Origin of the sequence: Streptomyces sp. NPDC093600, assembly GCF_044764755.1 — a bacterium.
Lineage (GTDB): Bacteria > Actinomycetota > Actinomycetes > Streptomycetales > Streptomycetaceae > Streptomyces.
This window is the reverse complement of record NZ_JBIWIU010000007.1, coordinates 71,892-97,226: the sequence shown is the minus strand read 5'-3', so window position 1 is coordinate 97,226 and position 25,335 is coordinate 71,892. Positions and strand designations below refer to the sequence as shown.

The 25,335-nt window shown below is 71.8% G+C and carries 21 protein-coding genes; 10 read left to right on the top strand and 11 right to left on the bottom strand.

All coding sequences use genetic code 11. The annotated features are described in order from the left end of the window. Positions 1–102: 102 nt before the first annotated feature. Positions 103–696, bottom strand: a complete 594-nt coding sequence (locus tag ACIRB4_RS18790; protein ID WP_403292552.1) for an HhH-GPD-type base excision DNA repair protein — start codon at positions 694–696, stop codon at positions 103–105. 200 nt (positions 697–896) lie between these two features. Next, positions 897–3,170 carry an ATP-binding cassette domain-containing protein gene (locus ACIRB4_RS18785; RefSeq protein WP_403292550.1) on the bottom strand — a complete coding sequence of 758 codons (2,274 nt, stop codon included), beginning with the start codon at positions 3,168–3,170 and terminating at the stop codon, positions 897–899. A gap of 121 nt (positions 3,171–3,291) precedes the next feature. Here ACIRB4_RS18785 and ACIRB4_RS18780 point away from each other — a divergent pair, with 121 nt between their 5' ends. Beyond that, positions 3,292–4,077, top strand: coding sequence for a TetR/AcrR family transcriptional regulator (locus tag ACIRB4_RS18780; protein ID WP_403292548.1), 786 nt, complete (start codon positions 3,292–3,294; stop codon positions 4,075–4,077). A gap of 108 nt (positions 4,078–4,185) precedes the next feature. Here ACIRB4_RS18780 and ACIRB4_RS18775 read toward each other — a convergent pair whose 3' ends face one another. Continuing rightward, the gene (locus ACIRB4_RS18775; RefSeq protein ID WP_403292547.1) at positions 4,186–4,965 is read right to left on the bottom strand and encodes a TetR/AcrR family transcriptional regulator; all 780 of its coding nucleotides are present in this window, start codon (positions 4,963–4,965) and stop codon (positions 4,186–4,188) included. Between the two features lie 168 nt (positions 4,966–5,133). Here ACIRB4_RS18775 and wrbA point away from each other — a divergent pair, with 168 nt between their 5' ends. Both wrbA and ACIRB4_RS18765 read left to right on the top strand, forming a co-directional pair. Further along, positions 5,134–5,742, top strand: a complete 609-nt coding sequence (wrbA, locus tag ACIRB4_RS18770; RefSeq protein WP_403292544.1) for an NAD(P)H:quinone oxidoreductase — start codon at positions 5,134–5,136, stop codon at positions 5,740–5,742. 124 nt (positions 5,743–5,866) lie between these two features. Next, the gene (locus ACIRB4_RS18765; protein WP_403292542.1) at positions 5,867–6,457 is read left to right on the top strand and encodes a rhodanese-like domain-containing protein; all 591 of its coding nucleotides are present in this window, start codon (positions 5,867–5,869) and stop codon (positions 6,455–6,457) included. 62 nt (positions 6,458–6,519) lie between these two features. On the opposite strand, the gene ACIRB4_RS18760 is transcribed toward ACIRB4_RS18765, so the two are convergent. The 5 genes from ACIRB4_RS18760 to ACIRB4_RS18740 form a co-directional block, all read right to left on the bottom strand. Further along, positions 6,520–7,746, bottom strand: coding sequence for an RNA polymerase sigma factor (locus tag ACIRB4_RS18760; RefSeq protein ID WP_403292540.1), 1,227 nt, complete (start codon positions 7,744–7,746; stop codon positions 6,520–6,522). Positions 7,747–7,764: 18 nt separating this feature from the next. After that, positions 7,765–8,181 (bottom strand): YciI family protein, encoded by a 417-nt coding sequence (locus tag ACIRB4_RS18755; protein ID WP_403292538.1) that lies wholly within the window; start codon positions 8,179–8,181, stop codon positions 7,765–7,767. 83 nt (positions 8,182–8,264) lie between these two features. After that, positions 8,265–9,563 carry a winged helix DNA-binding domain-containing protein gene (locus ACIRB4_RS18750; RefSeq protein ID WP_403292537.1) on the bottom strand — a complete coding sequence of 433 codons (1,299 nt, stop codon included), beginning with the start codon at positions 9,561–9,563 and terminating at the stop codon, positions 8,265–8,267. Positions 9,564–9,603: 40 nt separating this feature from the next. Beyond that, positions 9,604–10,659, bottom strand: coding sequence for an aldo/keto reductase (locus tag ACIRB4_RS18745; protein ID WP_403292536.1), 1,056 nt, complete (start codon positions 10,657–10,659; stop codon positions 9,604–9,606). Between the two features lie 95 nt (positions 10,660–10,754). Beyond that, positions 10,755–11,765 carry a DUF5937 family protein gene (locus ACIRB4_RS18740; protein WP_403292535.1) on the bottom strand — a complete coding sequence of 337 codons (1,011 nt, stop codon included), beginning with the start codon at positions 11,763–11,765 and terminating at the stop codon, positions 10,755–10,757. A 122-nt stretch (positions 11,766–11,887) separates the two neighbouring features. Between ACIRB4_RS18740 and ACIRB4_RS18735 the strand changes: the two genes are divergently transcribed. After that, positions 11,888–13,132 carry an MFS transporter gene (locus ACIRB4_RS18735; protein ID WP_403292533.1) on the top strand — a complete coding sequence of 415 codons (1,245 nt, stop codon included), beginning with the start codon at positions 11,888–11,890 and terminating at the stop codon, positions 13,130–13,132. A gap of 71 nt (positions 13,133–13,203) precedes the next feature. Here the strand turns inward: ACIRB4_RS18735 and ACIRB4_RS18730 are convergent, their stop codons facing one another. From ACIRB4_RS18730 to ACIRB4_RS18720, 3 genes are all read right to left on the bottom strand, one after another. Next, positions 13,204–15,063 (bottom strand): FtsX-like permease family protein, encoded by a 1,860-nt coding sequence (locus tag ACIRB4_RS18730; protein ID WP_403292532.1) that lies wholly within the window; start codon positions 15,061–15,063, stop codon positions 13,204–13,206. A 405-nt stretch (positions 15,064–15,468) separates the two neighbouring features. Next, on the bottom strand, positions 15,469–16,143 hold the full coding sequence (locus tag ACIRB4_RS18725) for an ABC transporter ATP-binding protein (RefSeq protein ID WP_403292531.1): 675 nt from the start codon (positions 16,141–16,143) through the stop codon (positions 15,469–15,471). Between the two features lie 66 nt (positions 16,144–16,209). Then, positions 16,210–16,620: a hypothetical protein gene (locus tag ACIRB4_RS18720; protein ID WP_403292529.1), complete on the bottom strand. Its 411-nt coding sequence runs from the start codon at positions 16,618–16,620 to the stop codon at positions 16,210–16,212. A gap of 342 nt (positions 16,621–16,962) precedes the next feature. Between ACIRB4_RS18720 and ACIRB4_RS18715 the strand changes: the two genes are divergently transcribed. The 6 genes from ACIRB4_RS18715 (at position 16,963) to ACIRB4_RS18690 (ending at position 25,312) form a co-directional block, all read left to right on the top strand. Continuing rightward, positions 16,963–17,751 carry a helix-turn-helix transcriptional regulator gene (locus tag ACIRB4_RS18715; protein ID WP_403292527.1) on the top strand — a complete coding sequence of 263 codons (789 nt, stop codon included), beginning with the start codon at positions 16,963–16,965 and terminating at the stop codon, positions 17,749–17,751. A gap of 310 nt (positions 17,752–18,061) precedes the next feature. Further along, positions 18,062–18,997 carry a 3-hydroxybutyryl-CoA dehydrogenase gene (locus tag ACIRB4_RS18710; protein WP_403292524.1) on the top strand — a complete coding sequence of 312 codons (936 nt, stop codon included), beginning with the start codon at positions 18,062–18,064 and terminating at the stop codon, positions 18,995–18,997. A gap of 130 nt (positions 18,998–19,127) precedes the next feature. Beyond that, positions 19,128–20,339 (top strand): aminotransferase class I/II-fold pyridoxal phosphate-dependent enzyme, encoded by a 1,212-nt coding sequence (locus tag ACIRB4_RS18705; protein WP_403292522.1) that lies wholly within the window; start codon positions 19,128–19,130, stop codon positions 20,337–20,339. After that, on the top strand, positions 20,332–21,594 hold the full coding sequence (locus ACIRB4_RS18700; protein ID WP_403292520.1) for an MFS transporter: 1,263 nt from the start codon (positions 20,332–20,334) through the stop codon (positions 21,592–21,594). Before ACIRB4_RS18705 ends, ACIRB4_RS18700 begins: the two co-directional genes overlap by 8 nt. Before the next feature lie 143 nt (positions 21,595–21,737). Continuing rightward, positions 21,738–23,342, top strand: a complete 1,605-nt coding sequence (locus tag ACIRB4_RS18695) for a carboxyl transferase domain-containing protein (RefSeq protein WP_403292518.1) — start codon at positions 21,738–21,740, stop codon at positions 23,340–23,342. A 5-nt stretch (positions 23,343–23,347) separates the two neighbouring features. Then, on the top strand, positions 23,348–25,312 hold the full coding sequence (locus ACIRB4_RS18690) for an acetyl/propionyl/methylcrotonyl-CoA carboxylase subunit alpha (protein ID WP_403292517.1): 1,965 nt from the start codon (positions 23,348–23,350) through the stop codon (positions 25,310–25,312). The last annotated feature ends 23 nt before the right edge of the window (positions 25,313–25,335 follow it).

Here is a 25,335-nt window from a genome sequence, read left to right as displayed (position 1 = left end):
GTGCGAACGAGGGTTGAGGGGAAGTTAGCGATCTCCGGTGCGTTCTGGGAACAGATCGGCCGCAATTCCTGTCACATTGAGCATGATTGCCACCCGAAATAGTCAATTACCCGTCGCTTTAGCCGCCTTTGCGGCCGCCTTCGCCTGCTGCTTGAAGGCGCGCACCTTCGCCAGGGACTCCGGTCCGGTGATGTCGGCCGCCGAACGGTACGAACCCTCCTCGCCGTAGGCCCCGGCCGCCTCCCGCCAGCCCTCGGGCCGTACGCCGTACCGCTTCCCCAGCAGGGCCAGGAAGATCTGCGCCTTCTGCTTGCCGAACCCGGGCAGGTCGACAAGCCGGCCGAGCAGCTCCGCGCCGGTCCCGGCGTCCCTCCACACGGCCTCGGCCTCACCGCCGTACTCGTCGACGAGAAACTGGCACAGCTGCTGGATCCGCTTGGCCATGGAGCCGGGGTAGCGGTGCACGGCCGGTTTGGCGGAGAGCAGCGCGGCGAAGGCGTCGGGGTCGTAGGCGGCGATCTCGTGCGCGTCGAGATCGTCCCCGCCGAGCCGCTGGGCGATGGTGTACGGCCCGGAGAACGCCCACTCCATGGGGACCTGCTGGTCCAGCAGCATGCCGACGAGCGCGGCGAGCGGGCTGCGGCCGAGGAGCTCGTCGGCCTCCGGCTGCTGGGCGAGGTGGATCTCGGTGTTCATGATCCGATGATCCCGCGCGACGGCCGTGCGCGCGCGTGCGGGCTCTGCCTTCCGGACGAGCCGGGGTCACCTCTCCGTGTCGGCGGGGTTACGTGAGGTGGTGGCCGGCCGCCCTGCCGGCTGCTCGTCGTGCGAGGGGGCGCGCTGGGCCAACGCGCGCCCCCCGGCCGGCGGGCTCAGCTCAGGTCCCAGCTCGCGTCTCAGCTCACGTACGCGCGCAGATGGCGGGCGGTGAGGGTGTCGCCCTTCTCCACCAGTTCGGAGGGTGTGCCCTCGAAGACGATCCGGCCGCCGTCGTGACCCGCGCCCGGACCCAGGTCGATCAGCCAGTCGGCGTGGGCCATGACCGCCTGGTGGTGCTCGATCACGACGACCGTGTTGCCCGCCTCGACCAGGCGGTCGAGCAGCGCGAGGAGCTGGTCGACGTCCGCCAGATGCAGGCCGGTCGTCGGCTCGTCGAGGACATAGGTCGCGCCCTTCTCGGCCATGTGGATCGCCAGCTTCAGACGCTGGCGCTCGCCGCCCGAGAGCGTGTTCAGCGGCTGCCCGAGGCGCAGATAGCCGAGGCCGACGTCCTTCAGCCGGCCCAGGATCGTCCGCGCCTGCCCCGTCGTGAAGAAGTCGTACGCCTCCTCGACCGACATCGACAGCACCTCGTGGATGTTCCGGCCGTTCAGGGTGTAGGTCAGAACCTCCGGCGTGAAGCGCTTGCCCTCGCACTCCTCGCAGACGGACGCGACACCGGCCATCATCGCGAGGTCGGTGTAGACGAGCCCGAGCCCGTTGCACTTCGGGCAGGCGCCCTCCGAATTGGCGCTGAAGAGGGCCGCTTTGACGCCGTTCGCCTTGGCGAAAGCGGTCCGGACCGGGTTCAGCAGACCCGTGTACGTCGCCGGGTTCGAGCGGCGCGAGCCGCGGATCGGGGACTGGTCGGCGACGACGACGCCCTCCCGGCCCGGCAGGTTCCCGTGGATCAGGGAGGACTTCCCGGAGCCTGCCACCCCCGTCACGACCGTGAGGACGCCGGTCGGGATCTGGACGCTCACGTCCCGGAGGTTGTGCTGCGAGGCGCCCTCGATGGACAGGAAGCCGGTGGGCTCGCGTACCTCGGAGCGCAGCTTCGCCCGGTGCGCGAGATGGTTCCCGGTCAGGGTGCCGGAGGCCCGCAGACCGGCCACGTCGCCGCTGTAGCAGACCTCCCCGCCGGCCGACCCCGCCCGCGGCCCCAGGTCCACCACATGGTCGGCGATCTCGATGACCTCCGGCTTGTGCTCGACGACGAGGACCGTGTTGCCCTTGTCGCGCAGCCGCAGCAGCAGGTCGTTCATCCGCTGGATGTCGTGCGGGTGCAGACCGGTGGTCGGCTCGTCGAAGACGTACGTGACGTCGGTGAGCGAGGACCCGAGGTGCCGCACCATCTTCACGCGCTGCGCCTCGCCGCCGGAGAGCGTGGCGGAGGCCCGGTCCAGGCTCAGATAGCCGAGGCCGATCTCGACGAGCGAGTCGAGCAGATCGCGCAGGTTGGCCAGGAGGGGGGCCACCGACGGGTCCTCGATCCCGCGTATGAACGCCGCCAGGTCGCTGATCTGCATCGCCGAGCAGTCCGCGATGTTCACTCCGTCGATCTTCGACGACAGGGCGGCCCGGGTCAGCCGCGTGCCGCCGCACTCCGGGCAGTCGCGGAAGACGACGGCCCGGTCGACGAAGGCCCGGATGTGGGACTGCATGGCGTCCCGGTCCTTGGTGAGCATGGTCCGCTGGACCTTCACCACCAGACCCTCGTACGTGAAGTTGTTGCTGCCCACCTTCACCTTGACCTGCGGCTTGTGGAGGAAGTCCGCCCACTCCTCCTCGGTGAAGTCCTTCAGCTTCTTGTCGGGGTCGTAGAAGCCGGAGTGGGCCATGATCTGCCAGTACCAGGAGTCCACGGCGAAGTTGGGCACGGTGATCGCACCCTCGTTGAGGGACTTCTCGCGGTCGACGAGCTGGTCGATGTCGATGTCGGAGATCTGGCCGGCGCCCTCGCAGCGCGGGCACATGCCCTCGGGCAGGTTGAAGCTGAACGCGCCGGACGTGCCGATGTGCGGGGTGCCGAGGCGGCTGAAGACGATCCGCAGCATCGTGTACGCGTCGGTCGCCGTCCCCACCGTGGAGCGGGAGTTGGCGCCCATCCGCTCCTGGTCGACGACGATCGCGGCGCTGAGGTTGTGCAGTCCGTCGACGTCGGGGCGGCCCAGCGACGGCATGAAGGACTGGAGGAAGGCGCTGTACGTCTCGTTGATCAGCCGCTGGGATTCGGCGGCGATGGTGCCGAAGACCAGCGAGGACTTTCCGGACCCCGAGACGCCGGTGAAGACGGTCAGACGGCGCTTGGGCAGATCGACGGAGACGTCCTTGAGGTTGTTCTCGCGGGCACCGCGGACCTGGATGACGTGGTGGCTGTCCGCCTGGTTCGTGGAAGCGGGGGTGTTCATGCGTGCGCCCTCCGATAGGTGGTGGCCCCGTAGGTGGCCCGTTCTCCGTGTGCTCCGAATTTCCGTACAGGGTACTCTATACGATGTACAAGGTAAGTGATGTGGGTTCTGACCTGCGAGAATGGGTGTCATGGCGACGAAGGAGCGGAGCAGCGGCGCGGGTGATCCGGCGCGGACCCTGGAGCTGCTGTGGCGGGACGGTGCGGCTGTCCCCGGGGGCCGGCGCGGGCCCCGGCCGGGGCTGAGCGTCGACGCGGTCGTCGACGCGGCGATCGGCCTCGCCGACGAGGGCGGGCTCGACGCGCTGACCATGCGCGCGGTGGCCCAGCGGCTGGGCGTGACGCCCATGACGCTCTACACCTACGTCCCCGGCAAGGCCGAGCTGCTCGATCTGATGCTGGACACTGTCTTCCTGCGGATGCCGCGCACCTCCTTCGCGGCGGACGAGCCGTGGCGGGCGCGCGTGACGGCGGTCGCCGACGGGAACCGGGCGCTGTATCTGCGCCACCCCTGGCTGGCCGAACTGCGGGTCCACCGGCCGCCGCTCGGGCCCGGGGTGATGAGGAAGTACGAGCACGAGCTCGGCGCCTTCGAGGGCCTGGGCCTCGACGACGTGGCCATGGACTCGGCGCTGACGTACGTCCTGGGGTTCGTGCAGTCCGCGGCCAGGGCGGAGCTGGACGCGCGGGCGGTGGACCGGGAGAGCGCGATGTCGGACGGGGAGTGGTGGGCGGCGCACGAGCCCCTGCTGGCCCGGGTGTTCGACGGGGAGCGGTTCCCGCTGGCGGCGCGGGTGGGGGAGGCGTCGGCGGTGGCGTACCAGGGGATGTACAGCCCGGACCACGCGTACGCCTTCGGGCTCGGCCGGGTGCTGGACGGGTTGGGGGCGCTGATCCGGTCGGAGTGAGGGGGAGGGGCGATCGCCGGCTGATCGGAACGGGTGGGACCGGGCCGGTCAGTGTGGGGTCGGGCCGGTCAGTGTGGGGTCGGGCCGGTCAGTGTGGGGTCGGGCCGGTCAGTGTGGGGTCGGGCCGGTCAGGGTGAGCAGGTCGGCGACCCCGGCCTTGAGTTCTTCGGCGGAGAGGTTCCGCTCCACCGTGAGGTGGTGCATCAGGCTCGGCGAGAACGGCGCCAGCAGCAGGTGGGCGAGGAGAGCGCCGTTCGCCTCCGGCCGGAGCCGGGTGACCAGCAGGGCCACATGGGTGTGCATCGCCAGGTACGCGCCGCTGGTGTAGCGGGCGCTGGGCGCGGCGGCCTGGGCGGCGAGGAGGAGTTCGCGCTGCTCGATGACGCGGTCGATGAGCGCGTCGAAGAACGCGGACAGCCGCTCGGCGGCGGGGGCGCCGGGGCCGAGGGGAGGCGGTCCGCCCATGTACGCCTCCTGGAACTGGCGTTCCCGGTCGTCGAGGAGGGCCCAGAGCAGCCGGGCGACGTCGCCGAAGCGGCGGTAGACGGTGCCGACACCGATCCCGCTGGCGTGCGCGACCTGGTTCATGGTGACGGCCTCGGGGCCGACCTCGGCGACGATGCGGGCGGCCGCGTCGAGGATCTTGCGCCGATTGCGGGCGGCGTCGGCGCGCTCGGGGGTGGGTCGGTCGGCGGTGGGGAGCAGGACGAGCGGCGGGACGGCGGGCGCCTGGCCGCCGGACGTCAGGTCTCCGGCACCGGGCGTCTGGTTTCCCGTGCCGGGCGTCTGGTTCTCCGTGCCGGGCGTCCGGCTTTCCGTGCCGGGTGGCGTGGGCGGGGTCTCCCGCGCCGGCTCCTGCCGCCGCTCCTCCGGTGTCTTCGCGCTCATCGTCGTCCGCCTGCCCTTCGCCCCTCGCCCCCTCGGTCCGGTCCCTGACTCGAGCATAACGGAGCGCTATCCGGTTCTTCCCGCCTCCCCTTGCGAACCGGATCGTTATCCGCTTACTCTCGGTCCAGCGAAACGGAACGTCATCCGATTGAGGGAACGAGGGGCTCCATGTCCGTCAACGTTGCTGTCGTCTACTACTCGGCCACGGGGAACGTCCACCGGCTCGCCCAGGCCGTCGCCGAAGGCGCCGAGAAGGCAGGCGCCGAGGTCCGTCTGCGCCGGGTGCCCGAGCTCGCCCCGGACGCCGCCATCGACTCCAATCCGGCCTGGCGGGCCCACCTGGACGCCACGGGCGACATCGAGACCGTCACGCTGGACGACCTGGAGTGGGCGGACGCCTACGCCCTCGGCTCGCCGACCCGGTTCGGCAACGTCGCCGCGCAGCTGAAGCAGTTCATCGACACCGCGGGCGGCCTGTGGCAGCGGGGCGTCATGGCCGACAAGCCGGCCACCGCCTTCACCAGCGCCCACAACATGCACGGCGGCAACGAGTCGACGCTGCTCGCGCTCTACAACACCTTCCACCACTGGGGTTCGGTCATCGTCTCGCCCGGCTACACCGACCCGGCGATCTACGCGGCCGGTGGCAACCCCTACGGCACCTCGCATCCGGGTGCGAACGGCACCCCGGAGGAGGACGTCCTGCGGGCCGCCCGGTACCAGGGTGAGCGCCTCACCAAGATCGCCAAGCGCCTGAAGGGTCTCGCCACGGACTGACCGCGGCGCTTCCCGGCATCCCGTCGCGTATCTCCGGGCGGCGCCTCCGGAGGGTACTTTGCTCCGACGGGGGTTCCGAACGGGCGGCCGAGGCCGCCCACGAAGCGCGAGGATGCCGCCTGCCATGAAGACTCCCCCGTCACTCGACGCCGACCAGGCCCGCGACCGGCTGCGCGAACTGACCGTCGTCGACGTCCGTACGCCCGGCGAGTACGCCTCCGGCCATCTGCCCGGCGCGCTCAACATCCCCCTCGACGAGCTCGACCGCGCCGTTCCGGCGCTCCAGGAGGCGGCGGGCCGGGGCGAGTTGCTGATGGTGTGCCAGTCGGGCGGCCGCTCGGTGAACGCCTGCGCCCGGCTGGCCGCACACGGCGTGCCCGCGCTCACTCTCAGTGGCGGCACGGACGACTGGGCCGCGCGCGGCCACGAGCTGGCCCGCCCCGAGGGCGCTCCGGCGCGCGAGGTGTGGGCCATGGAACGCCAGGTCCGGTTCGGCGCGGGGTCCCTCGTCCTGACCGGCCTGGCTCTCGGCCTGTGGGTGCACCCGGCGTTCCAGCTGCTGTCGGCGGCCATCGCGGGCGGCCTCGTCTTCTCGGCGCTGACGAACACCTGCGGCATGGCGGTGGCCCTCGGCAAACTCCCGTACAACCGCGCGAAGGTCCCTGGGTCCGATATCGACACCACCCTGGCCCGCCTCCGGGAGGCCTCCTCCTGAGCCGCCCCCGGCGCGCCCCGGCGGGGCCCAGTCCGCCGCCGCACGACGGGCGGGCCGCACGTTCACCGGCCCAGGCGGTCGGCCTTCGTGCGCAGGTAGTGGCGTTCCGGGAGGCTGAGAGTGTGGCGGGCCGCCGAACGGTAGGCGGCGCGGGCGGCTTCGATGGCGCCGGTGCGTTCCAGTAGGTGGGCGCGGACGGCCTCAAGGCGGTGATGGCCCCTCAGACGGCCTTCCAGGCGGGTCAGTTCGTCGAGGCCGGCCTGAGGGCCGTGGACCATGGCGACGGCGACCGCGCGGCCGAGTTCCGCCATCGGGTCGGCGGAGTCCGGCGTGTCCGCCGAGCCGGTCACCAGGAGGTCGTAGAGGGCCAGGATCTGCGGCCAGTCCGTGTCCTCGGGGCGCCGGGCCTCGTCGTGGAGGGCCGCGATGGCCGCCTGGAGCTGGTAGGGCCCGGGCGGGCCCTCGGTGAGGGCCTCCTCGACCAGGGCGGTGCCCTCGGCGATCGCCGCCGCGTCCCAGCGGGTGCGGTCCTGCTCGTCGAGGGGGATCAGCTCGCCGTGCGGTCCCGTACGGGCAGCACTCCGGGCCTCCGTCAGGACCATCAGCGCCAGCAGACCCGTCACCGCGCCCTCCCGGGGCAGCAGCCGGCGCACCGCCCGCGTCAGCCGGATCGCCTCGCGTGCCAGGTCGGCACGGTGGAGCGCGGGGCCCGAGGTGGCGGTGTACCCCTCGTTGAAGATCAGGTACAGGACCTGGAGCACGGCGGCCAGTCGCGCGTCCCGGTCGCCGGGCCCCGGCGGTCGGAACGGGTGCTCCTTCAGCCGCTTCTTCGCCCGGCTGATCCGCTGGGCGATGGTCGCCTCCGGTACGAGATGGGCCCGGGCGATCTCGGCCGTGGTGAGGCCGCCGACCGCGCGCAGCGTCAGCGCGACCCGGGACGCCGGCGCCAGCACCGGGTCGCAGCAGAGGAACAGCAGCGTCAGGGTGTCGTCCTCGGACGGCGCCGCCCGGACCTCCCGGGGCTCCAGCCGTACCGCCGTCTCCTCCCGCCGCGCCCGCGCCTCGTCCGCCCGCAGCTGGTCGGTCAGCCGCCGCGAGGCCACCCGGATCAGCCAGCCGCGCGGGTTGGCGGGCACTCCGGTCTCCGGCCACTGCCGGGCGGCGGCCAGCAGCGACTCCTGTACGGCGTCCTCGGCGGCGCCGAAGTGGCCGTACCGGCGGACGAGCGCGCCGAGGACCTGCGGCGCGTGACGGCGCAGCAGGTCCTCGACGGTGTGCTCGTCGCTCACCGAACGATCACGTTCCTCTCAGAGATCGCTTCCGCCGCTCTCGTCGATCTGCCGGATCACCACCGGATAGTCCGTCGACCCGGCCGGCACCGGGCACTTCGCCACGCGTACCGCGATCTCGGTGACCCTCTCCAGGCTCTCGCAGTCGAGCACCCAGTACCCGGCGAGCACCTCCTTCGTCTCGCCGTACGGGCCGTCCGTGATCACGGGCCGGCCGTCCTTGTCCACGCTCACGTGGCGCGTCTTCGCCGGTTCGACGAGGCCCTGCCCGTCGATCATCTCGCCGGACTCGGAGAGGTCGTCGTTGATCGCGTTCATGTGGGCGAACATGGCCTGCAGATCCTGCTTGCTCCAGGCAGGGCTGTGCCCGGAGCCCTTGCCCTTCATGGCCTCGTAGTCGGCCTGGGCGCCCTGCACCATGACGAGGTACTTCATGACGTGCTCCTTAGGTGTTCGTTCCCTTCACAGGGGACGTCGGAGCCGGGCGCCGATTCTCGACACCGCGCGGAAGCCACGCCCTATTTTCCGGGGAAACCACCCGTGGGAACCATGGTTCCCGCCGCCAACTCCTTCTCCAGCGGTGTACGGAAGCGGGGCGTGACCCGGACGCCGCCGACCCAGGCCGCCAGCCGTGCCGCCTCGGCCGCGATCGCGGCCCGCGCCTCCTCGCCCACGTCCCCGGTCCCCCCGGCCGCCGCCGTCTCGTCGAGCAGGCGCCAGACGATCTCGCCGTCCGGGCGCTGGGCCCAGCCGCCGACGACGCGGCCGTTCCACCAGACCGTCGGGCCGACGTTCCCGCTGCGGTCGTACAGGGCCGGCCGGAGCGCGGGGTCCAGGTACCAGTCGCGGAACTGCCACCCCATCGCCGTCGGATCGAGCGCGGGAAGCAGCGCCGCCCAGGGCTCCGGCGCCGGTACGGGATCGAGGTCGTCCGGCAGGACGTAACCGGTGCCCTCCGCCAGCTTCACGGGCCGCGCGCCGATCGCCGCGAGGGCCTTGCGGACATCGGTGACCCTCCAGCCGGTCCACCACTTCAGGTCCGCCTCGGTCGCCGGCCCGGACGCCGCGAGCCACACCCGTACGAGCTCGGCGTGGGCATCGGCGTCCGTCGGGTCGGGCAGGTCGGGGGCGAGGGCCCAGCGGAAGCGGCTGGAGGTCCACGCGCCCTGCGGGCGGCCGCGGGCGATCCGGCCCTCCATGCCGAGCACGCGCAGCAGACGGCTGGAGAGGGGCTGCGGGCCCTCCTGGCGGGTGCCGACGCCGTAGGTGTACTGCACCCGCAGCCGCGGGACGGCGCTGCCGAGGTCGGCGCCCGTGGCCTCGCCCCGGGCCGCCAGCTCGGCGAGCAGCAGGCGCTCGGTCTCGGCGAGCCAGTCCGCGTCGTACGCGCTGCCGGCGGTCAGGTCCTTGAGCAGCGAGGAGCGTTCGCGGGTGGCGACATCGCGCGTGGTGGAGGCGTGCACGGCGGGTACGAGGGCGGTGGGGAAGACGAAGATCGTGTGCCGCATGCCGTGCATCCGGGACAGCGACCGGTCCTCGTACAGCGCCCGCTCCAGCCCGGCGACGGGCCCTTCGGCGGCCGGCCCCTCGCCGCCCCCGCTCCCCGGGGCACCCCCGTCCCCCGGCTCACCCTTCAGCCGGGCGCCCACCGCCAGGAAGACGCTCGCCGGGTCCGTGGCGTGCAGGGCCACCAGCGACCCGGCCACCTCCTCGACGGTCGCGGCCCGTGCCGACCCTGCCAGCCGGTGCCGTACCCCCAGGCGTGCCCTGCGCTCGTCCGCCTCGATCCGGCGCGTGCCCTTCTCGGTGAACCCCATGCCGCAAGCATGAACCACGGGACTGACAACGGTACTTACTTCAGCCCGCCGCGCGGTCCCCCACCGGCCGGCGCCGCAGCGAGGCATCCGTCAGGGCGGGCGGGCGCCAGACGCCGTCCGGCTGGTACAGGTTGGTCCCCGGCGGCACGATCTCGTCGACGCGGTCCAGGACGTCGTCGTCGAGGACGAGCGGGGCGCCCTTGAGCAGCCCCTCCAGCTGCTCCATCGTCCTCGGGCCGACGATCACGGACGTGACGGCCGGGTGCGCGGCCGCGAAGGCGATCGCCAGCTGGGGCAGCGAGCAGCCGATCTCCTCCGCCAGGGCCACCAGCCGCTCCACGGCCTCCAGCTTCGCGTCGTTGCCGGGGATCGCCGGGTCGAAGCGGTGCGGGGTGAGCGCGGCCCGTCCGCTGGTCAGGTCGACCGGCCGGCCCTTGCGGTACTTGCCGCTGAGGAACCCGGACGCCAGCGGGCTCCAGGTCATCACGCCCATCCCGTACCGCTGGGCCACCGGCAGCACCGACGCCTCGACTCCCCGCGCGAGCAGGGAGTACGGCGGCTGTTCGGTACGGAACCGGCGCAGCCCGCGCCGCTCGGCGACGTGGTGCGCCTCGGCGATCTCCTCGGCGGGGAAGGTGGAGCAGCCGAACGCCCGGATCTTGCCCTGCGTGACGAGGTCGCCGAGGACGCCGAGCGTCTCCTCGATGTCCGTACGGTGGTCGGGCCGGTGGACCTGGTAGAGGTCGATCCACTCGGTGCCGAGCCGTCGCAGGCTCTCCTCGACGGCCCGGGTGATCCAGCGGCGTGAGTTGCCGCTGCGGTTGCGGCCCTCGCCCATCGGGAAGTGCACCTTGGTGGCGAGGACGACGTCGTCCCGCCGGCGCGGGTCGCGCAGCGCCTTGCCCACGATCTCCTCGGACTCGCCGGCGGAGTACATGTCGGCGGTGTCCACGAAGTTGACGCCCTGGTCGAGGGCGGCGTGGATGATCCGTACACAGTCGTCGTGCTCCGGATTGCCCACGGCACCGAACATCATGGTGCCGAGGCAGTACGTGCTGACTTCGATCCCGGTCCCGCCGAGTACTCGATAACGCATGCGCGCACCCTACGAATTGGAGCGCGCTCCAAGGCAAGAGCGGGTGCGCGACGAGGTGATCGGTGCGGGACGTGGTGATCGAGTCCAGGGCCGGGTCAGGGTCGGGCCGAATCCCCGGCGGGTGCGAGCAGCGCGTCCGCCACCGCCGTACGGGCGTAGAGCACGGACCGGCCGTTGCGGTGGGCGGTGACGAGCCCGGCGTTGCGCAGGGCGACGAGGTGCTGGGAGACCCCGGCGGCCGAAAGGCCGGAGAACGCGGCGAGTTGAGTGGTCGATGCCGGTGTGTCGAGCTCGGTGAGGAGCAGCGTGCGCGAGCGGCCGAGGACGGCGGCGACCGCGTCGGTGGCGGCGGCGGGGCGCGGCTCCCACAGGTTGCCGACTCCGCGTGCCGGATAGGCGAGTTGGGGCGGCTCGGGGGAGACCGTACGGGTCATGACACGCGGCCAGGCGAACACGGAGGGGATGAGCAGCAGCCCCGAGCCGGCCTCGTCGCGGGTCAGCGCGCAGTGGCGTCGGACCAGGCGCAGGGTGCCGTCGTCCCACCGTACGGTCTCGTGCAGCTCGCTCAGGACGCGCGCCGAGCCGTGCTCGGCGACCTGCCGGGCGCGGTGGAAGACATCGGCTTCGAGGAGCTGGCGGATGCGGGACCAGTAGGGGGCGAGGGCGAGTTCCCAGAAGGTCTCGATCTCGGCGGCGACCTTCTCCAGAGCCGCCTGGGGGGCTTCGCGGAACAGGGCGTGCCGGGGGGAGGGCCCGTGGCCGGCGGGCCGCTCGGCGGCCAGCTTGTCGATCTCGTCGCGGACCTGGGCGGGCGGGGTGCGACGGATCGCGTCGAGTTCACCGGCCAGGGTGGGGAAGGGGCTGGTGGGGGTGGGGTTGAGGAAGTCGGCGAGATAGCCGTGGGCCGGGATCAGCTCGGCCAGCCACCCGCGGTCGAGCCCGGCCTGCGCGAACCGGGGCCGTACCTGCTCGGCCCAGCGCCGGTGCAGCGGCGGCTCGGCGTCGTCGCGGAGCAGCCGGAAACCGGTGACGACCTCCCACATGGGAGAGACGGCGAACCGGGTCTGCGCCAGGTCCGCGGCGGAGAAAATGAGTGCTGATTCCATGGCCTGCCGCCTCCGCCTCACTGTCCGCCGCTGTCGAATCGATCCGCGCATCGTTTCGCGAATGGATTCGGTCTGAGCTTAATCATTGGCCCGGCGAGTCGGCCGGCCCGCACCCTCCTCGCATGCTCTCCACCTTCCGCGACCTGCCGTCCTCCGTCTGGACCGTGTTCGCCGGCACGATCGTCAACCGTCTCGGCTATCTGGTCACCCCCTTCCTCGTCTTCTTCCTCGCCTCGCGCGGTGTCACGGGCACCGAGACCTCGTACGTCCTCGGCGCGCTCGGCGCGGGCCATCTGCTCGGGCCGGCGCTGGGCGGAGTCCTCGCCGACCGGATCGGCCGCCGTCCCACCATGCTGATCGGACTCCTCGGCGCGTCGCTCGCGCAGGGTGCGCTGTTCGTGGCGCCGGGGGTGTGGACGATGGCGGCCGCGGCGCTCCTGATCAGCGCGGCGGGTGCGCTGGTGGGGCCGGCCTCGTACGCGTTCATGGCCGACGCGGTCGACGCCGAGCGCCGCCAGCGGGCGTACGCACTGCTCGGCTGGGGCGTCAACATCGGTACGGCGGCGGCAGGCGTCCTCGGCGGCTTCCTGGCCGCGCAGGGGTACTGGCTGCTCTTCGCGGTCGACGTCGCCACCATGCTGGTCTACGCGGCCGTGGTCGCCACCCGCCTGAGCGAACCGCCGCGCGGGAAGCGGGCGGCGGGGGCGGCGGAGGCCGCCTCGGAGGTCGCTCGGGACGTCACTGGGGATGGGGCTCGGGACGGCGGCGGACTCGGCTACGGCGTCGTGTTCCGCGACCGGCTGGCCCTCGTGCTGCTGCCGCTCCTCGGCCTCCAGCTCTTCGTCTACTCCCTCACCGAGGTCGCCCTGCCGCTCGCCATCCAGGACAGCGGTCTCTCCCCGGCGGTGTACGGGGCGATGGCGGCGGTCAACGCGATCCTGGTGGTCGTGCTCCAGCCCTTCGTCACCGCGCGGCTGGCCGGCCTGCCCCAACTGCCGGTGCAGTGCGCGGGCAGTGTGCTGATCGCCGCCGGGGTGGCGCTGACCGGCCTCGCGGACGGCGTGGTGGGTTACACGGTGTCGGTGGTCGTCTGGTCCCTGGGCGAGGTGGCCATCGCGGGCATCGCGGCGGCGGTCGTCGCCAACCTCGCGCCTGAGCATGCCCGGGGCCGCTACCAGGGCGCCTTCGGCTGGACCTGGGGCGTCGCCCGCTTCGCCGCCCTCACCCTGGGGGTCACCGTCTACACCGGCCTGGGCCCGGCCGCCCTCTGGTGGACGGCCCTCGCCATCGGCCTCCTCTCGGCGGCGGCGACCCTCGCGCTCACGGGCCGGGTCGCCCTCCGCACGGCCCACGCGCTGGCGGCGTGAGCCCGCGTCGCCGTGGCCCAACCGCCGCCCGCGCCGGGTTTCGAGCCAGGGTCCGGGCTGACTCCACCGGTTCAGTCGCGCCGAATGTGCTCCGGATCGACATGGCGCCGCACGAGCGGCAGCGAAGCTGCCCCGGCGGCGACGAGCACGCCCAGCGTGCACCCGACCAGCAACGGAAGCCCGCTCCAGTCCCAGTGCACCGCCCCGCCTCCGGTGATCAGGTAACTCGACTCGGCGAGCCACCCGGTGACCACGGCGGCCCCCAGCCCGACCGCCAACGGCACCAGCACCTGCACCACTTGCGCGGCCCGCAACGTCCCGGCCCGCGCCCCGAGCAGCGCGAGGGCGGTGACCTGACTCCGCCGCTCCATGGCCCGGTCGGCGACGGACACGACGAACGCGGCGACGCTGATGACGAGCCCGAGGACCATGCCGGAGGCGAGGAGGCTGCGGATGACGGTGAGCTGCTGGAGGGACTCGACGACGATGCCGACGGGTTCGACGTCGGCGGTGGGGGCGATGGTGCCGATGCCGTCGAGGACGGTGCGGACGGTTTCGGGGTCGGAGGCGCTCAGGAGGTTGAGGTCGCCCGTGGCCGGGAGGGCTCCGGCTGGGAGACGGGACGGGGGGATGAGCACGTCCGGGGCGATGCCGGGCAGATCGAAGTTCCGGACGACGGTCGTCTCCCGCGGAACAGCGATCGTGATCTTCCGGCCGTCGTCCAGGAGGAACGGGTAGGAGGAACCGGGCTTCGTGCCCTGCTCCTCCGTGAGGTTGGAGTGCCTCACTCTGAGCACCTTGCCGTCGACGCAACCGGTCAGCGATTTCGTGAAGGCGGAGAACTGGTCACAGGTGGCGACGGCGGCGTGGATACCCGGTTCGGCGGAACCGTCGTCCGGCGTCCACGAGCTCATGGTGATCGCGTGCGTCCGTACGCGCTCCAGCTCGGTCATCCTCTCCCGCTGTTGGGGCGCCAGGTCCGTCAGCGGGAGGCGGTACGTCTGAACGGGCGAGGAGTTACGGCTGACCTGGCTGAGTTCGACCAGGACGCCCTGGGTGAGCGAGGTGGCGTAGACGAGCAGGACGAGGCCGGTGACCACCCGCAGAGAACTTCCCGGCTCGACTTCCATCCGGCGCATGGCGAGAGTCAGCGGAAGGGAACGCGCGGTGTGAGCGAGGCGGCGTGCGAGCCACGAAGTGACAGGGGCGAGTCCGAAGACCAGTCCGGCCCCGGTCAGCAGAACGGCGCCAGGGACGAGGAACGAGCTGGCGGACCCGCCCGACGGATCGCGGCCCAGGACGCTGAGGACGCAGTAACCGCCGATGACGCCGAGGCCCGGTACGAGGAGCAGCGTTCCGTACTTGTTGGGCGGCTTCCGCTCGGCGGTGCGGCGCACGTTGAGCGGGGTGAGCGCGGCCTCGCGGGCGTGGTGCCGGCCCACGAACCAGGCGAGGGCGGGGCAGGCCAGCAGGCAGACAGCGAGGGTGGAGACGGTCGGGTAGCCGTCGGCCGGGTACCAGTGGAGGCCCGGCAGTCCGATCCGGGCCACGATCGCGTTGACGGCGAAGTACCCGCCGACGCCCAGGAGCGCCCCGAGGCACGCTGCCGCGACGGTCTCCGCGGCATTGACCCGGAGGGTGCCCTTGATGCTCAACCCCACCAGCCGCAGAGAGGCGAGCCTGCGTGCCCGCGACTCGGCGGACAGCCGGGCACAGACCGAGAGGAAGACGGCGAGGGGCAGCAACACCACGCAGGCGAGTGTGAAGCGCAGGATGTCGAGGGTGGACTCCTCCACGGCGTTGAACCGGGGGTGCCGACCGCCGAAACGGTGCAAGGGCTGGGCCTGGGCGAGCTGGTCGGGTGTGCTGCCGATGTAGGCGTACAGCTCGTCGGGGCCGGTCAGCCCCTCCGGTCCGATGGTGCCGGTCACTCGGCCTGGCAGCAGTCGCCAGACCGGGGTGGTCCGCCAACGCCTCCTGGAGACGGGGAGAGGCGATCACCTCACCGGCAGCGGGCAGCCGACCGAGCCCCGGCGGGATTGGGGAGGAGCTGGACACCGGGCCGGCGAGGAACACCCGGCGCAGGCGCTGGGATCCGTAGGCGTCCTCGTGGGTGAGGAAGACGATGCCGGAGTGAGGACTCGAGCCTTCCCGCACAGCTGCTTGTGGCTCACGGACGGCGGTCCGTGCGTCATGGGCCGAGAGGATCGCCGGAATGGTGAGGACGGCGGCGAGGCAGGCCACGCCGAGCGAGCAGCCGAGGGTCATGAGGAGGAAGCGAGCGCGGCCCTGGCGGCCGCCGCCGCACAGCAGGCGGAGCCCCAGGAGGAACGGGTTCATGCCGCCACCCGTCGCGTCAGCACCCCGTCGGCCATCGTGTACTGGGAGTCGGCGTGCGAGGCGACGGTCGCATCGTGCGTGACGATCACGACGGCGGTCCCCTGGTCCCGTGCGAGCCGCAGGAACTCGTCCAGTACGGCAGCGGCGTTGACGCTGTCGAGGGCGCCGGTCGGCTCGTCGGCGAAGATCACAGCTGGGCGGTGGACGAGCGCCCGCGCGACCGCCACCCGCTGACTCTGGCCGCCGGAGAGCTGAGAGGTCCGGCGTTGCGACAACTCGGCCATTCCGAGCCGTCCCAGCACCTCACCGGCCGCCGCGTGCGCCGGGGCCTTGCGCCGGCCGGCGAGCCGCAGGGGCAAAGCCGCGTTCTCCTCGGCGGTCAGCTCCGGCAGCAGCTCCCCGTACTGGAAGACGAAGCCGAAGCGCTCTCGTCGCAGAGTGCTCAGTGCGTCGTCGTCGAGCGTCGAGAAGGCGGTCCCGTCGAAGGACACGGTGCCGCGCGTCGGTGCCAGCACGCCCGCCAGGCAGTACAGCAGCGACGACTTGCCCGAACCGCTGCTTCCCATGACGGCGGCCACTTCACCGGATCGGAGGGCGAAGTCCGCACCACTGACGGCCTGGTGCGTCCCGTAGAAGAGGTCCACGCCCTCGGCGCGGAGAATGGCGTCCATCGTGAGGCGAACTCCTTGCGTACGGAGGCCGCGACGGCGGCCTCCGAGACCGTCGAACCAGTGGACTCAGCGCTTGTAGTACACGGTGTCCGAGCAGTTGTCCGGGCGCAGGGAACCCCGGTCTCGGCAAGCGCGGAGCCACGCCTCACCCGTCTGCAGCACGGCGCCGTCGTAGATCACCTCGTCCAGGAGGACGCTCTTCTTCTGCACGCCCTTGAACCGCTTCCAGCCATAGCCCTCGACCTTTGTGTCCAGGTAGACGTTGTGACCGTCGTTCTTCGCGGTGTCCTTCAGCCGGCCCCTGAAGTGGAGGCCTCCGTGGTTCTGCCCCTTGGGCTCCCACTTGTACTTCCCCTCCGCGAAGTGGACACCGGCGGTCGTCAGCGGCGGGATCTTGTGCCAACCGTCCGCCACCGCGACCCCCATCCCCCCGACGAACAACCCCGCCGCCACCACGACCGTCGCCAACTTCCGCATCTTTCCTCCATAGTGAGAGCGCCCAGAGGGGCGTAGCGGTGAGTATTCCGACGATCACAGAGCGGCTGGGCGGGCGGAACGTCACTTCCTCCGCGCGTCGCTCGAACCGGTGAAAGCCGCGGTGCGGCCCCGCCGTCATGGGCGCCTGGCGGGCGGGCCGTAGGCATCGACGGATCGGTGGATCGGTGGATCGGTGGGGCGAGACGGTGGCCGGGATAGCATCTTTTACTGACCAGTAGCCAAGTCGGACGGGCGCGCCGCACAGCGGTGATTCAATTCACACGCGGCGCCTTGGCATCGGTCAGCGAATCGAAAAAGCAAAACAGAACGGAGAACACGGCGATGGTGCTCACGGGGGATACTGCCGAGCGCTTTGAAGAGCCCCCAGCAATCGGCGCATTGCTGCGCCATTGGCGTCAGCGGGCCGGTGAGCGGCTCGGTCTCGGAAAAGCGTTGCCGCAGATCGAGGTCGCCGGACGCGTCGGGATGAGCGAGCGCTGGTACCGCGACCTGGAGCGAGGCGCCCTGCCCCGGCTGGACCGGCGGGTGCTCGCCGGGTTGGCGGACGTGCTGCTGCTCGACGCCGACGAGCGGGCCACGCTCTATCTCTACGCCCTCGGCGGCACCCCGTACGTCGCCCCGCCGGTCTCCCGGCGCCCTCCGGATCTGTCACCCCTGCAAGCACAGCTTGACCGGCAGCTGCCCAGGCCCGCCTACCTCGTCGACAGCTGCTGGAACATCGTCGGGCACAACCAGGCGATGGCGGAGTGGTTCCCATGGGTCCTCGCCCCCGGCGCCAACCTCATCCGGTGGGTGCTGCTGTCCGACGAGGCGCGCGAGCAGCTGCTCGACTGGGAGCGGCATGCCCAGATCTACCTGGCGATGGTCCGGTTCGCCATGGCGCAGCACCCCGACGACCCCGATCTGGTGGCCCTGCTCCGGGACCTCCTCCAGGACCCGGACTGCGCCGCGTTCTGGCGCGGTCGGAACTGCGTCGTCGCCAACCGGGACGGGCACGCCTTCCGGCTACGGCTCCCGCATGTGTCTCCTGAAGTGATCGACGTGGTGACCCAGGTGCTGATCCCGGCGGGGCACCAGCAACTGCGCTTCGTGGTCGTGCTCATGAACTGAATACACAGGGGTCGTCGCAGGATTCAATGGGAATGGACCGGCAAATTTTCCCGGACCGCCGCTCTGGGTGACTTCGTCCGGATTGCGGAACCGGCAGTTAATTGCCGATTGACAGCGTGCACAACGCTTGGGAATTCTTCGAAATCCGCCGGGGCGGCTATGGGTCGCCCGGCGGAGCTCATTCGCAGAATCTCTGGAGTACGACGGTGCGCGCATTCAGCAGGGCCACGAAAAGAAACCGCTTCGACGACGGTCCCCGAACCGTCCGCCCGGCTTCCCGCGCCGCCGCCGTGCCGCAGGGGGTACGGCCGTGAACGGGACGCTCACGGAGACCGCCGCCGACCAGGTCGCCCCCGAGGCGTCCACCCGCCCGGCCCCCCACGCCGCCGCTCGTCCTGTCGAGCGGGTCGGCGTCGTCGGGTCGGGCACGATGGGCGCCGGGATCGCCGAACTCTGCGCCGTCAGCGGTCTGGACGTTCGCCTCGCCGTGTCCCGGGAGGCCTCGCTGACCTCCGCGCCGCGACGGATCGCGGCAGCCCTGGACCGGCGTGTCGCCAAGGGGAAGCTGGCCCCGGCCGAGCGGGACGCGGCGGTGGCCCGGATCTCCGTCACCACCGACCTCGGGGAGCTCGCCGACAGGCAGTTGGTCGTCGAGGCGATCCCCGAGGACGAGGCGCTCAAGACCGAGCTCTTCGCCACCCTCGACAAGGTGGTCGACGAGGACGCCGTGCTGGCCTCCACCACCTCGGCGATCAGCATCACGCGCCTCGCCCGCGCCGCCACGTACCCGCGGCGCGTCGTCGGCATCCACTTCTTCAATCCGGTCAGCTCGATGCCGCTGGTCGAGGTGGTGCCGACGCTGCTCACGGACGAGTCGGTACGCGAACGCGTCGAGGTCTTCCTCGCCGAGCAGCTGGGGAAGCAGCCCATCCCGTCCGGTGACCGCAGCGGCTTCGTGGTGAACGCCCTGCTCGTGCCCTACCTCGTCGCGGCGGTGCGCATGGTCGAGTCCGGCTTCGCCTCCGCCGAGGTCGTCGACCAGGGCATGCAACTCGGCTGCGGCCACCCCATGGGCCCGCTGCGCCTGTGCGACATGGTCGGACTCGACGTGGTCGCCGCGGCCGCCGAGGCCCTCTACGGCGAGTTCCGCGAGCCGCTGTACGCGCCGCCACCGCTGCTGTCGCGCATGGTCGAGTCCGGACTGCTCGGCCGCAAGACGGGCCGCGGCTTCTACGAGTACCCCTAGGGCCCGCCCCCCCTAGGGCCCGCTCGCCTAGGGCCCGCTCCCCTAGGGCCCGCTCCCCTAGGGCCCGCTCCCCCAGGGCGTCCGCCCGCCCCCGCGCCCGCCCCCTGCCACATCCCCCTGGAGCCTTGCTGTGCACACCTTCATGAACATCAAGAAGTCGGCGAAGATCAGCCACGACTTCTGGGAAGTCACCACCGAGGCCGGCATGTTCGACATCGTCGCCGCCGGTCTCGGGGACGGGCGCCACCGTTCGCTCGCCGACGGCCACGAGTTCGTCAACATGTCCTCGTACTCGTATCTCGGGCTCGACACCCACCCGAAGATCGTCCGCGCCGCCGCGGACGCCGTGCTCGCCGAGGGAGCGCTCAACACCTCGACCTCCCGGATGCGCATCCGCTTCGCCGCGCTCAAGGACGCCGAGGACGCGCTCTCCGAGCTGTTCGACGTGGAGGCCGTCACGGTCGCCTCCTGTGCCGCCGCCGCCTGGGCCGCCCTGCCCCTGCTCGCCTCCGGCCTGCTGACCGGCGGGACGCCCCCGCTGATGGTGTTCGACAAGCACGCCCACTTCTGCCTCAACGCCATGAAGGCGAACGTCGCCGACGAGACCGAAGTCGTCACGATCCCCCACAACGACGTCGACGCCCTCGAAGACCTCTGCCGCAAGCACCCGCAGGTCGCCTACGTCGCGGACGGCGTCTACAGCACCGGCGGCCAGGCGCCCGTCGCCGAACTGCTTCGACTGCAGGAGAAGTACGGCCTGTTCCTCTTCTTCGACGAGGCCCACGGCATCTCCACCGTCGGCACCCGGGGCCGTGGCGTGGTGCTGGAGACCATGGGCGCGATCAACGACCGTACGCTGATCATCACGTCACTGAACAAGGGCTTCGGCGCTTCCGGAGGCGCCATCTTCCTCGGGCCCCGCGGGTCGCGGGAGCGCCGGGACGTGGCCCTGCGCAACGGCGGGCCCCTGATGTGGTCCCAGCGGATCAACACCGCCGGCCTCGGAGCCGTACTGGCCTCGGCGGAGCTGCACCGCTCCGACGAACTCGACCTGCTGCAGAAGCGGTTGCGGAGCAACGTCGACCTCTTCGACAGCCTTGTGCCGACCGCGCTGAGCGGCGACGGGCTGCCCATCCGTTTCGTGGACATCGGTTCCGAGGACGTCACGGTGCGGTTGGGTCAGTCCCTGCTGGAACGCGGCTACTACGCCTCGCCGATCTTCTTCCCCGTCATCGCCCGCGGCAAGGCGGGCCTGCGGCTGATGCTGCGCGCCAACATGACCACGGCGGAGATCGAGGACTTCTGCCGTCAGCTCAAGGAGCTGAGGGACCTCCATGTCTGAGCAGCCCAAGGCGCCCCAGGCGCCCCAAGCGGGCCCCCCGACCACCACGCCCACCCCCACCAGCACCCCCGCCCCGCCCAAGCCCGAACGCCGCACCCTCCTCGTGGGCTGCCTGCTGGTGTTCATGGCCCAGATGGCCACCACCATCTACCTCCCCGCCCTTCCCGCCGTCGCCCACGACCTGCACGCCTCCCGCGGTCTCGCCGCGCTGTCGGTGTCGCTGTTCGTCATCGGCGCGGCCGCCCCCGTGGTCTTCTGGGGCCGGGCGGCCGACCGGTACGGGCGGCGTGCGGCGGTGCTCGCCTCGCTGGTCCTCTTCGTCGGCTCCAGCGTGCTGCTCGTGGTGACCGAATCCGTCACCGTGCTCCTGGCGCTCCGCGCCGTCCAGGGCGTCGGCGCCGGCGGCGCGGCCATCATCGCCCGGATCTTCGTACGGGACCTCGGCGGCGGCGACGCGCTCGCCCGCCGGCTGTCGGTGCTGTCGATCGCGTTCGTGTCGGCGCTCGGCGGCGGCCAGTTCCTGGGCGGTCTGATCGACCGGTACGCGGACTGGCGGGCCGGCTTCGCGGTCCTGGCCGCGGTGGGCGCCGTCGCGGTGATCGGAGTGATGACCCTGCCGCTGGAGCCCGGCCGGGACAAGCGGGACTCCACCGGCATGCTGCGGACCTACCTCGGGATCCTGGGCGTACGGCAGTTCCTGCTGCCGACCGTCGCGGGCGGGCTCGGGTTCGCCACCATCGTCCTGCTGCAGGAGGTGGCGCCGTTCGTGACCCAGGAACGCTTCGGTCTCAGCGCGGCCGCCTACGGCAACCTGGGCCTGCTGTTCGGCCTGGCCTACTTCGCCGGAGCGATGCTGGTGAACCGGCTGGTCTCCACCGTCGGTTCGGCCTGGCTGATGCGGCTCGGCGCCGTGGTGATGACGTGCTCCGGGGTGCTGATGTTCGCGCTGTGGCTGGTGCCCGGCGTGCCCACGACGGCCGCCCTCGTCGTGTTCGTCGCGCTCTACTGCGCCACGACCTTCGGCCAGGCGGCCCTGTTCCCCAGCAGCATGGCGGTCGCGGTGACCGCCGTCCCCGCACAGGGCGCCTACGCGGTGGCGCTGTGCGGCTTCGTCGCCCAGTCGATCGCCGGTGTCATCTCCGTGGCGGCCGTGTGGCTGCACGTCGACCTCGTGTGGGCGGCCGTGGCGACCGGCATCAGCGCGCTGGCCCTGCTCCTGGTGAGCCGGCGCGCCACCTCTCCGTCAGCCGCCTGACCTCCGCCGCCTGACCTCCCGCACCTCTCCGTCCGCCGCCTGGCCTCCGCCACCTCTCGTCCGCCGCGCGCTGGCGCGGCGCGACCTCCGCCGCCGGACCGCTGAAACCTTCCACCTGAACCGAGAGCAGTCAGCACCTGCCGATGACGATCCTTCGCTCCCACATCGACACCTCGTCCGAAACGTTCCGCCGCAATGCCGACGCGTTCGACGACAAGCGCGCCATCATCGCGGAGGCGCGTGCCGCCGCTCTCGCCGGCGGCAACGACAAGGCCCACCGGAGACACGCGGAGCGCGGCAAACTCACCGCCCGCCAGCGGGTGATGCGGCTGCTCGACCCGGGGACGCCGTTCCTGGAGATCGGACAGCTCGCCGCGCACGACGTGTACGACGAACCCGTTCCCTCCGCCGCGCTGGTCACCGGCGTGGGTACGGTCGGCGGGCGGCCGACCATGGTCTTCGCCAACGACGCGACCGTGAAGGGAGGTACGTACTTCCCGCTCACCGTGCAGAAGCAGCTGCGGGCCCAGAAGGTGGCCAGGCAGAACGGGCTCCCGTGCGTCTACCTGGTCGACTCCGGCGGCATCTACCTGCCCCTGCAGGAGGACCTCTTCCCGGACGAGTACCACCTGGGGCGGATGTTCCGGAACATCGCCGAGATGTCCGCCCTCGGCCTGCCGCAGATCGCCGCGGTGATGGGCTCCTGCACAGCCGGTGGCGCCTACATCCCGGCCATGTGCGACGAGGCGGTGATCGTCCGCGGCAACGGCACCATCTTCCTCGGCGGACCGCAGCTGGTGCGTGCCGCGACCGGTGAGATCGTGGACGCGGAGACGCTGGGCGGCGCGGACCTGCACACCCGTACCACCGGTGTCGCCGACCACCTCGCCGAGAACGACGAGCACGCGATCGAGCTGGTGCGCGAGATCGCCGTCCGCAACAGCAGGACGGCGGTGTCGGCGCCGCCGCGCGAACCGCGCCCGCCGCTGTACGACCCGGCGGAGCTGCCCGGCATCATCAGCGCCAGCCTGCGTGAGCACATCCCGGCGCGCGAGGTGCTGGCACGGCTGCTGGACGGCAGCGAGTTCGTGGAGTACCGCAGCCGGTACGGCCCGACCATCGTGTGCGGCACCGGGCACATCGGCGGCTACCCGGTCGGCGTGGTGATCAACGACGGCGTCCTGTTCCCCGAGAGCGCCCAGAAGGCCGCCAACTTCATCGAGCTCTGCGTCCAGCGCGACATCCCGCTGCTGTTCCTGCACAACATCAACGGGTTCATGGTCGGCGCCGAGTACGAGGCGGCCGGGATCGCCAAGCACGGCGCCAAGCTGGTCAACGCCGTCTCCTGCGCCAAGGTGCCCAAGTTCAGCCTGGTGATCGGCGGCAGCTTCGGGGCCGGGAACTTCGCCATGTGCGGCCGGTCGATGGGGCCGCGAATGATGGCGATGTGGCCGAGCGCCAAGTCGACCGCCGTGGGCGGGGAGCAGACCGCGACCGTGATGGCACTGATCCGCGGCGACCAGCTCGCCAAGGAGGGCCTGACCCTCTCCGCCGAGGAGGAGGCGGCCATCAAGCAGCCGATCATCGACACCTACGAGCGCCAGTCCCACCCGCTGTACTACGCGGCGCGCATGTGGGTGGACGCCGTGGTGGACCCGACCGACACCCGTGAGTGGCTGACCCTCTGCCTGGCCATGGCCGCCGACGGCCCTCAGCAGGAGACGCGCTTCGGCGTGTTCAGGATGTGATGGAGATGCTGAAACGAGTCCTGATCGCCAACCGTGGCGAGATCGCGCGCAGGATCGCCCGTACGTGCCGTCGCCTCGACGTGGAGTACGTGGCCGTCCACTCCGACGCGGACCGGTCCGCCGCCCACCTGGAGGGGGCGTTCGAGCAGGTCCGGCTGGGCCCCGGGCCCGCCACCGACAGCTACCTCCGGATCGACGGTCTCATCGACGCGGCGCTGCGCACGGGATGCGACGCCGTGCACCCCGGTTACGGATTCCTCTCCGAGAGCCCCGCGTTCGCGGCCGCCGTCGCGGAGGCGGGCCTCGTCCTGATCGGTCCGGACGCGGAGACCATCGCGGCCATGGGGGACAAGGCGACGGCGCGGACCCTGATGGCCGCCGCCGGCGTCCCGGTCCTGCCCGGGTCCGAGCATGCCAGTGAGGTACTGGACGAGCTCGCCGCCGACGCGGAACGCATCGGCTACCCGGTCATCCTCAAGCCGGTCGCCGGAGGCGGCGGCAAGGGCATGCAGGTCGTCCACCACCCGGACGACCTGGCCGAGGCGGTGGCCGCGGCCGTCAGGCTCGGCCGCAGCAGCTTCGGCGACGGGCGCCTGCTCGCCGAGCGCTATGTCTCCCGGCCGCGCCACATCGAGGTCCAGGTCTTCGGCGACACCCACGGCCAGGTCGTGCACCTCTTCGAGCGGGAGTGCTCGCTCCAGCGCAGGCACCAGAAGGTCGTCGAGGAGGCCCCGGCCGTGGGGCTCCCGGCCGATGTGCGGGCCGCGTTGCTGGAATCCGCCCTGCGCGGCGCGAAGGCGCTCGGCTACGTCAACGCCGGGACCTTCGAGTACATCCTCGACTCCGACGAGAGCTTCTACTTCCTGGAGGCCAACACGCGCCTCCAGGTGGAACATCCGGTCACGGAGGAGATCACCGGCGTCGACCTGGTGGAGTGGCAGCTGCGTGTCGCAGCGGGCGAGCGGCTGCCGCTGGCGCAGCACGAGATCACCGCGACCGGCCACGCGATCGAGTGCCGGGTGTACGCCGAGGACCCGGACGAGTCCTTCCGCCCGGCGCCGGGCCGTGCGGACCGGGTGGAGTGGCCCGACGGCGTACGGGTCGAGGCGGCCTTCGACCGGGCCGGCGAGGTCTCCTCCTTCTACGACCCGATGATCGCCAAGCTGGTGGCCCACGGGCCGGACCGGGGGGCCGCGCTGCGCACCCTCACGGACGCGGTCCGCGCCACGGCCGTGATGGGGCTGACGACCAATCTCGGCTTCCTCGGTGACCTGCTGAGCGAACCGCGGGTCGTCGCCGGGCGACTGGACACCCACCTGGTCAACGGCATGGTGGCCGAGCGCGGCCGGGTCGACCGGAGCTGCCGGGCCGCCGCGTGCGCCGCGGCGATGGAGGTGCCGTCGCCGACCCTGGCCCCGGCCTCGCCCTGGCACGGCTCCGCCGGTGCGCTCGACCGGGGCGCCCTGGACCCGGCCGCGCCCCTGGGCGTGGTGGTGGTGCGCGACGGCCGGCGCGAGCTGCGGGCCACGCTCCTCGGTCTGGGCCTGTCCGGGGTGCGCTGCCGGGTGGAGGGGCAGCCGTTCACCGTCGACGTCACCGGCCAGAACGGTCTCTTCCGCGGCAGGGTGGGCGACAGCGTCTGGTCGGGCACGCGGACGGCCGACGGTTTCGAGATCAACGTCGACGGCTACCGCACGGTGCTCTCCCTTCCGACGTACGCCCACGCGGACGCGGAGAGCGCCGGCAACGAGGTGAAGACGACCATGCCGGGCTCGGTCGTCGGCGTGACGTGTGCGGTGGGGGACAGGGTCGAGGAGGGGGCGGTTCTGGCGATCGTCGAGGCGATGAAGATGGAGAACCGCATCCTGGCCCCGTTCACGGGAGTGGTGGCCGAGGTCAGGTGCGCGCTCGACGACCTGGTGGCGGCGGACCAGACGCTGGTGGTGCTCGCGGACGACGCGGGGGAGTGAGGCCGGGGCGGGAGGGGCGGATC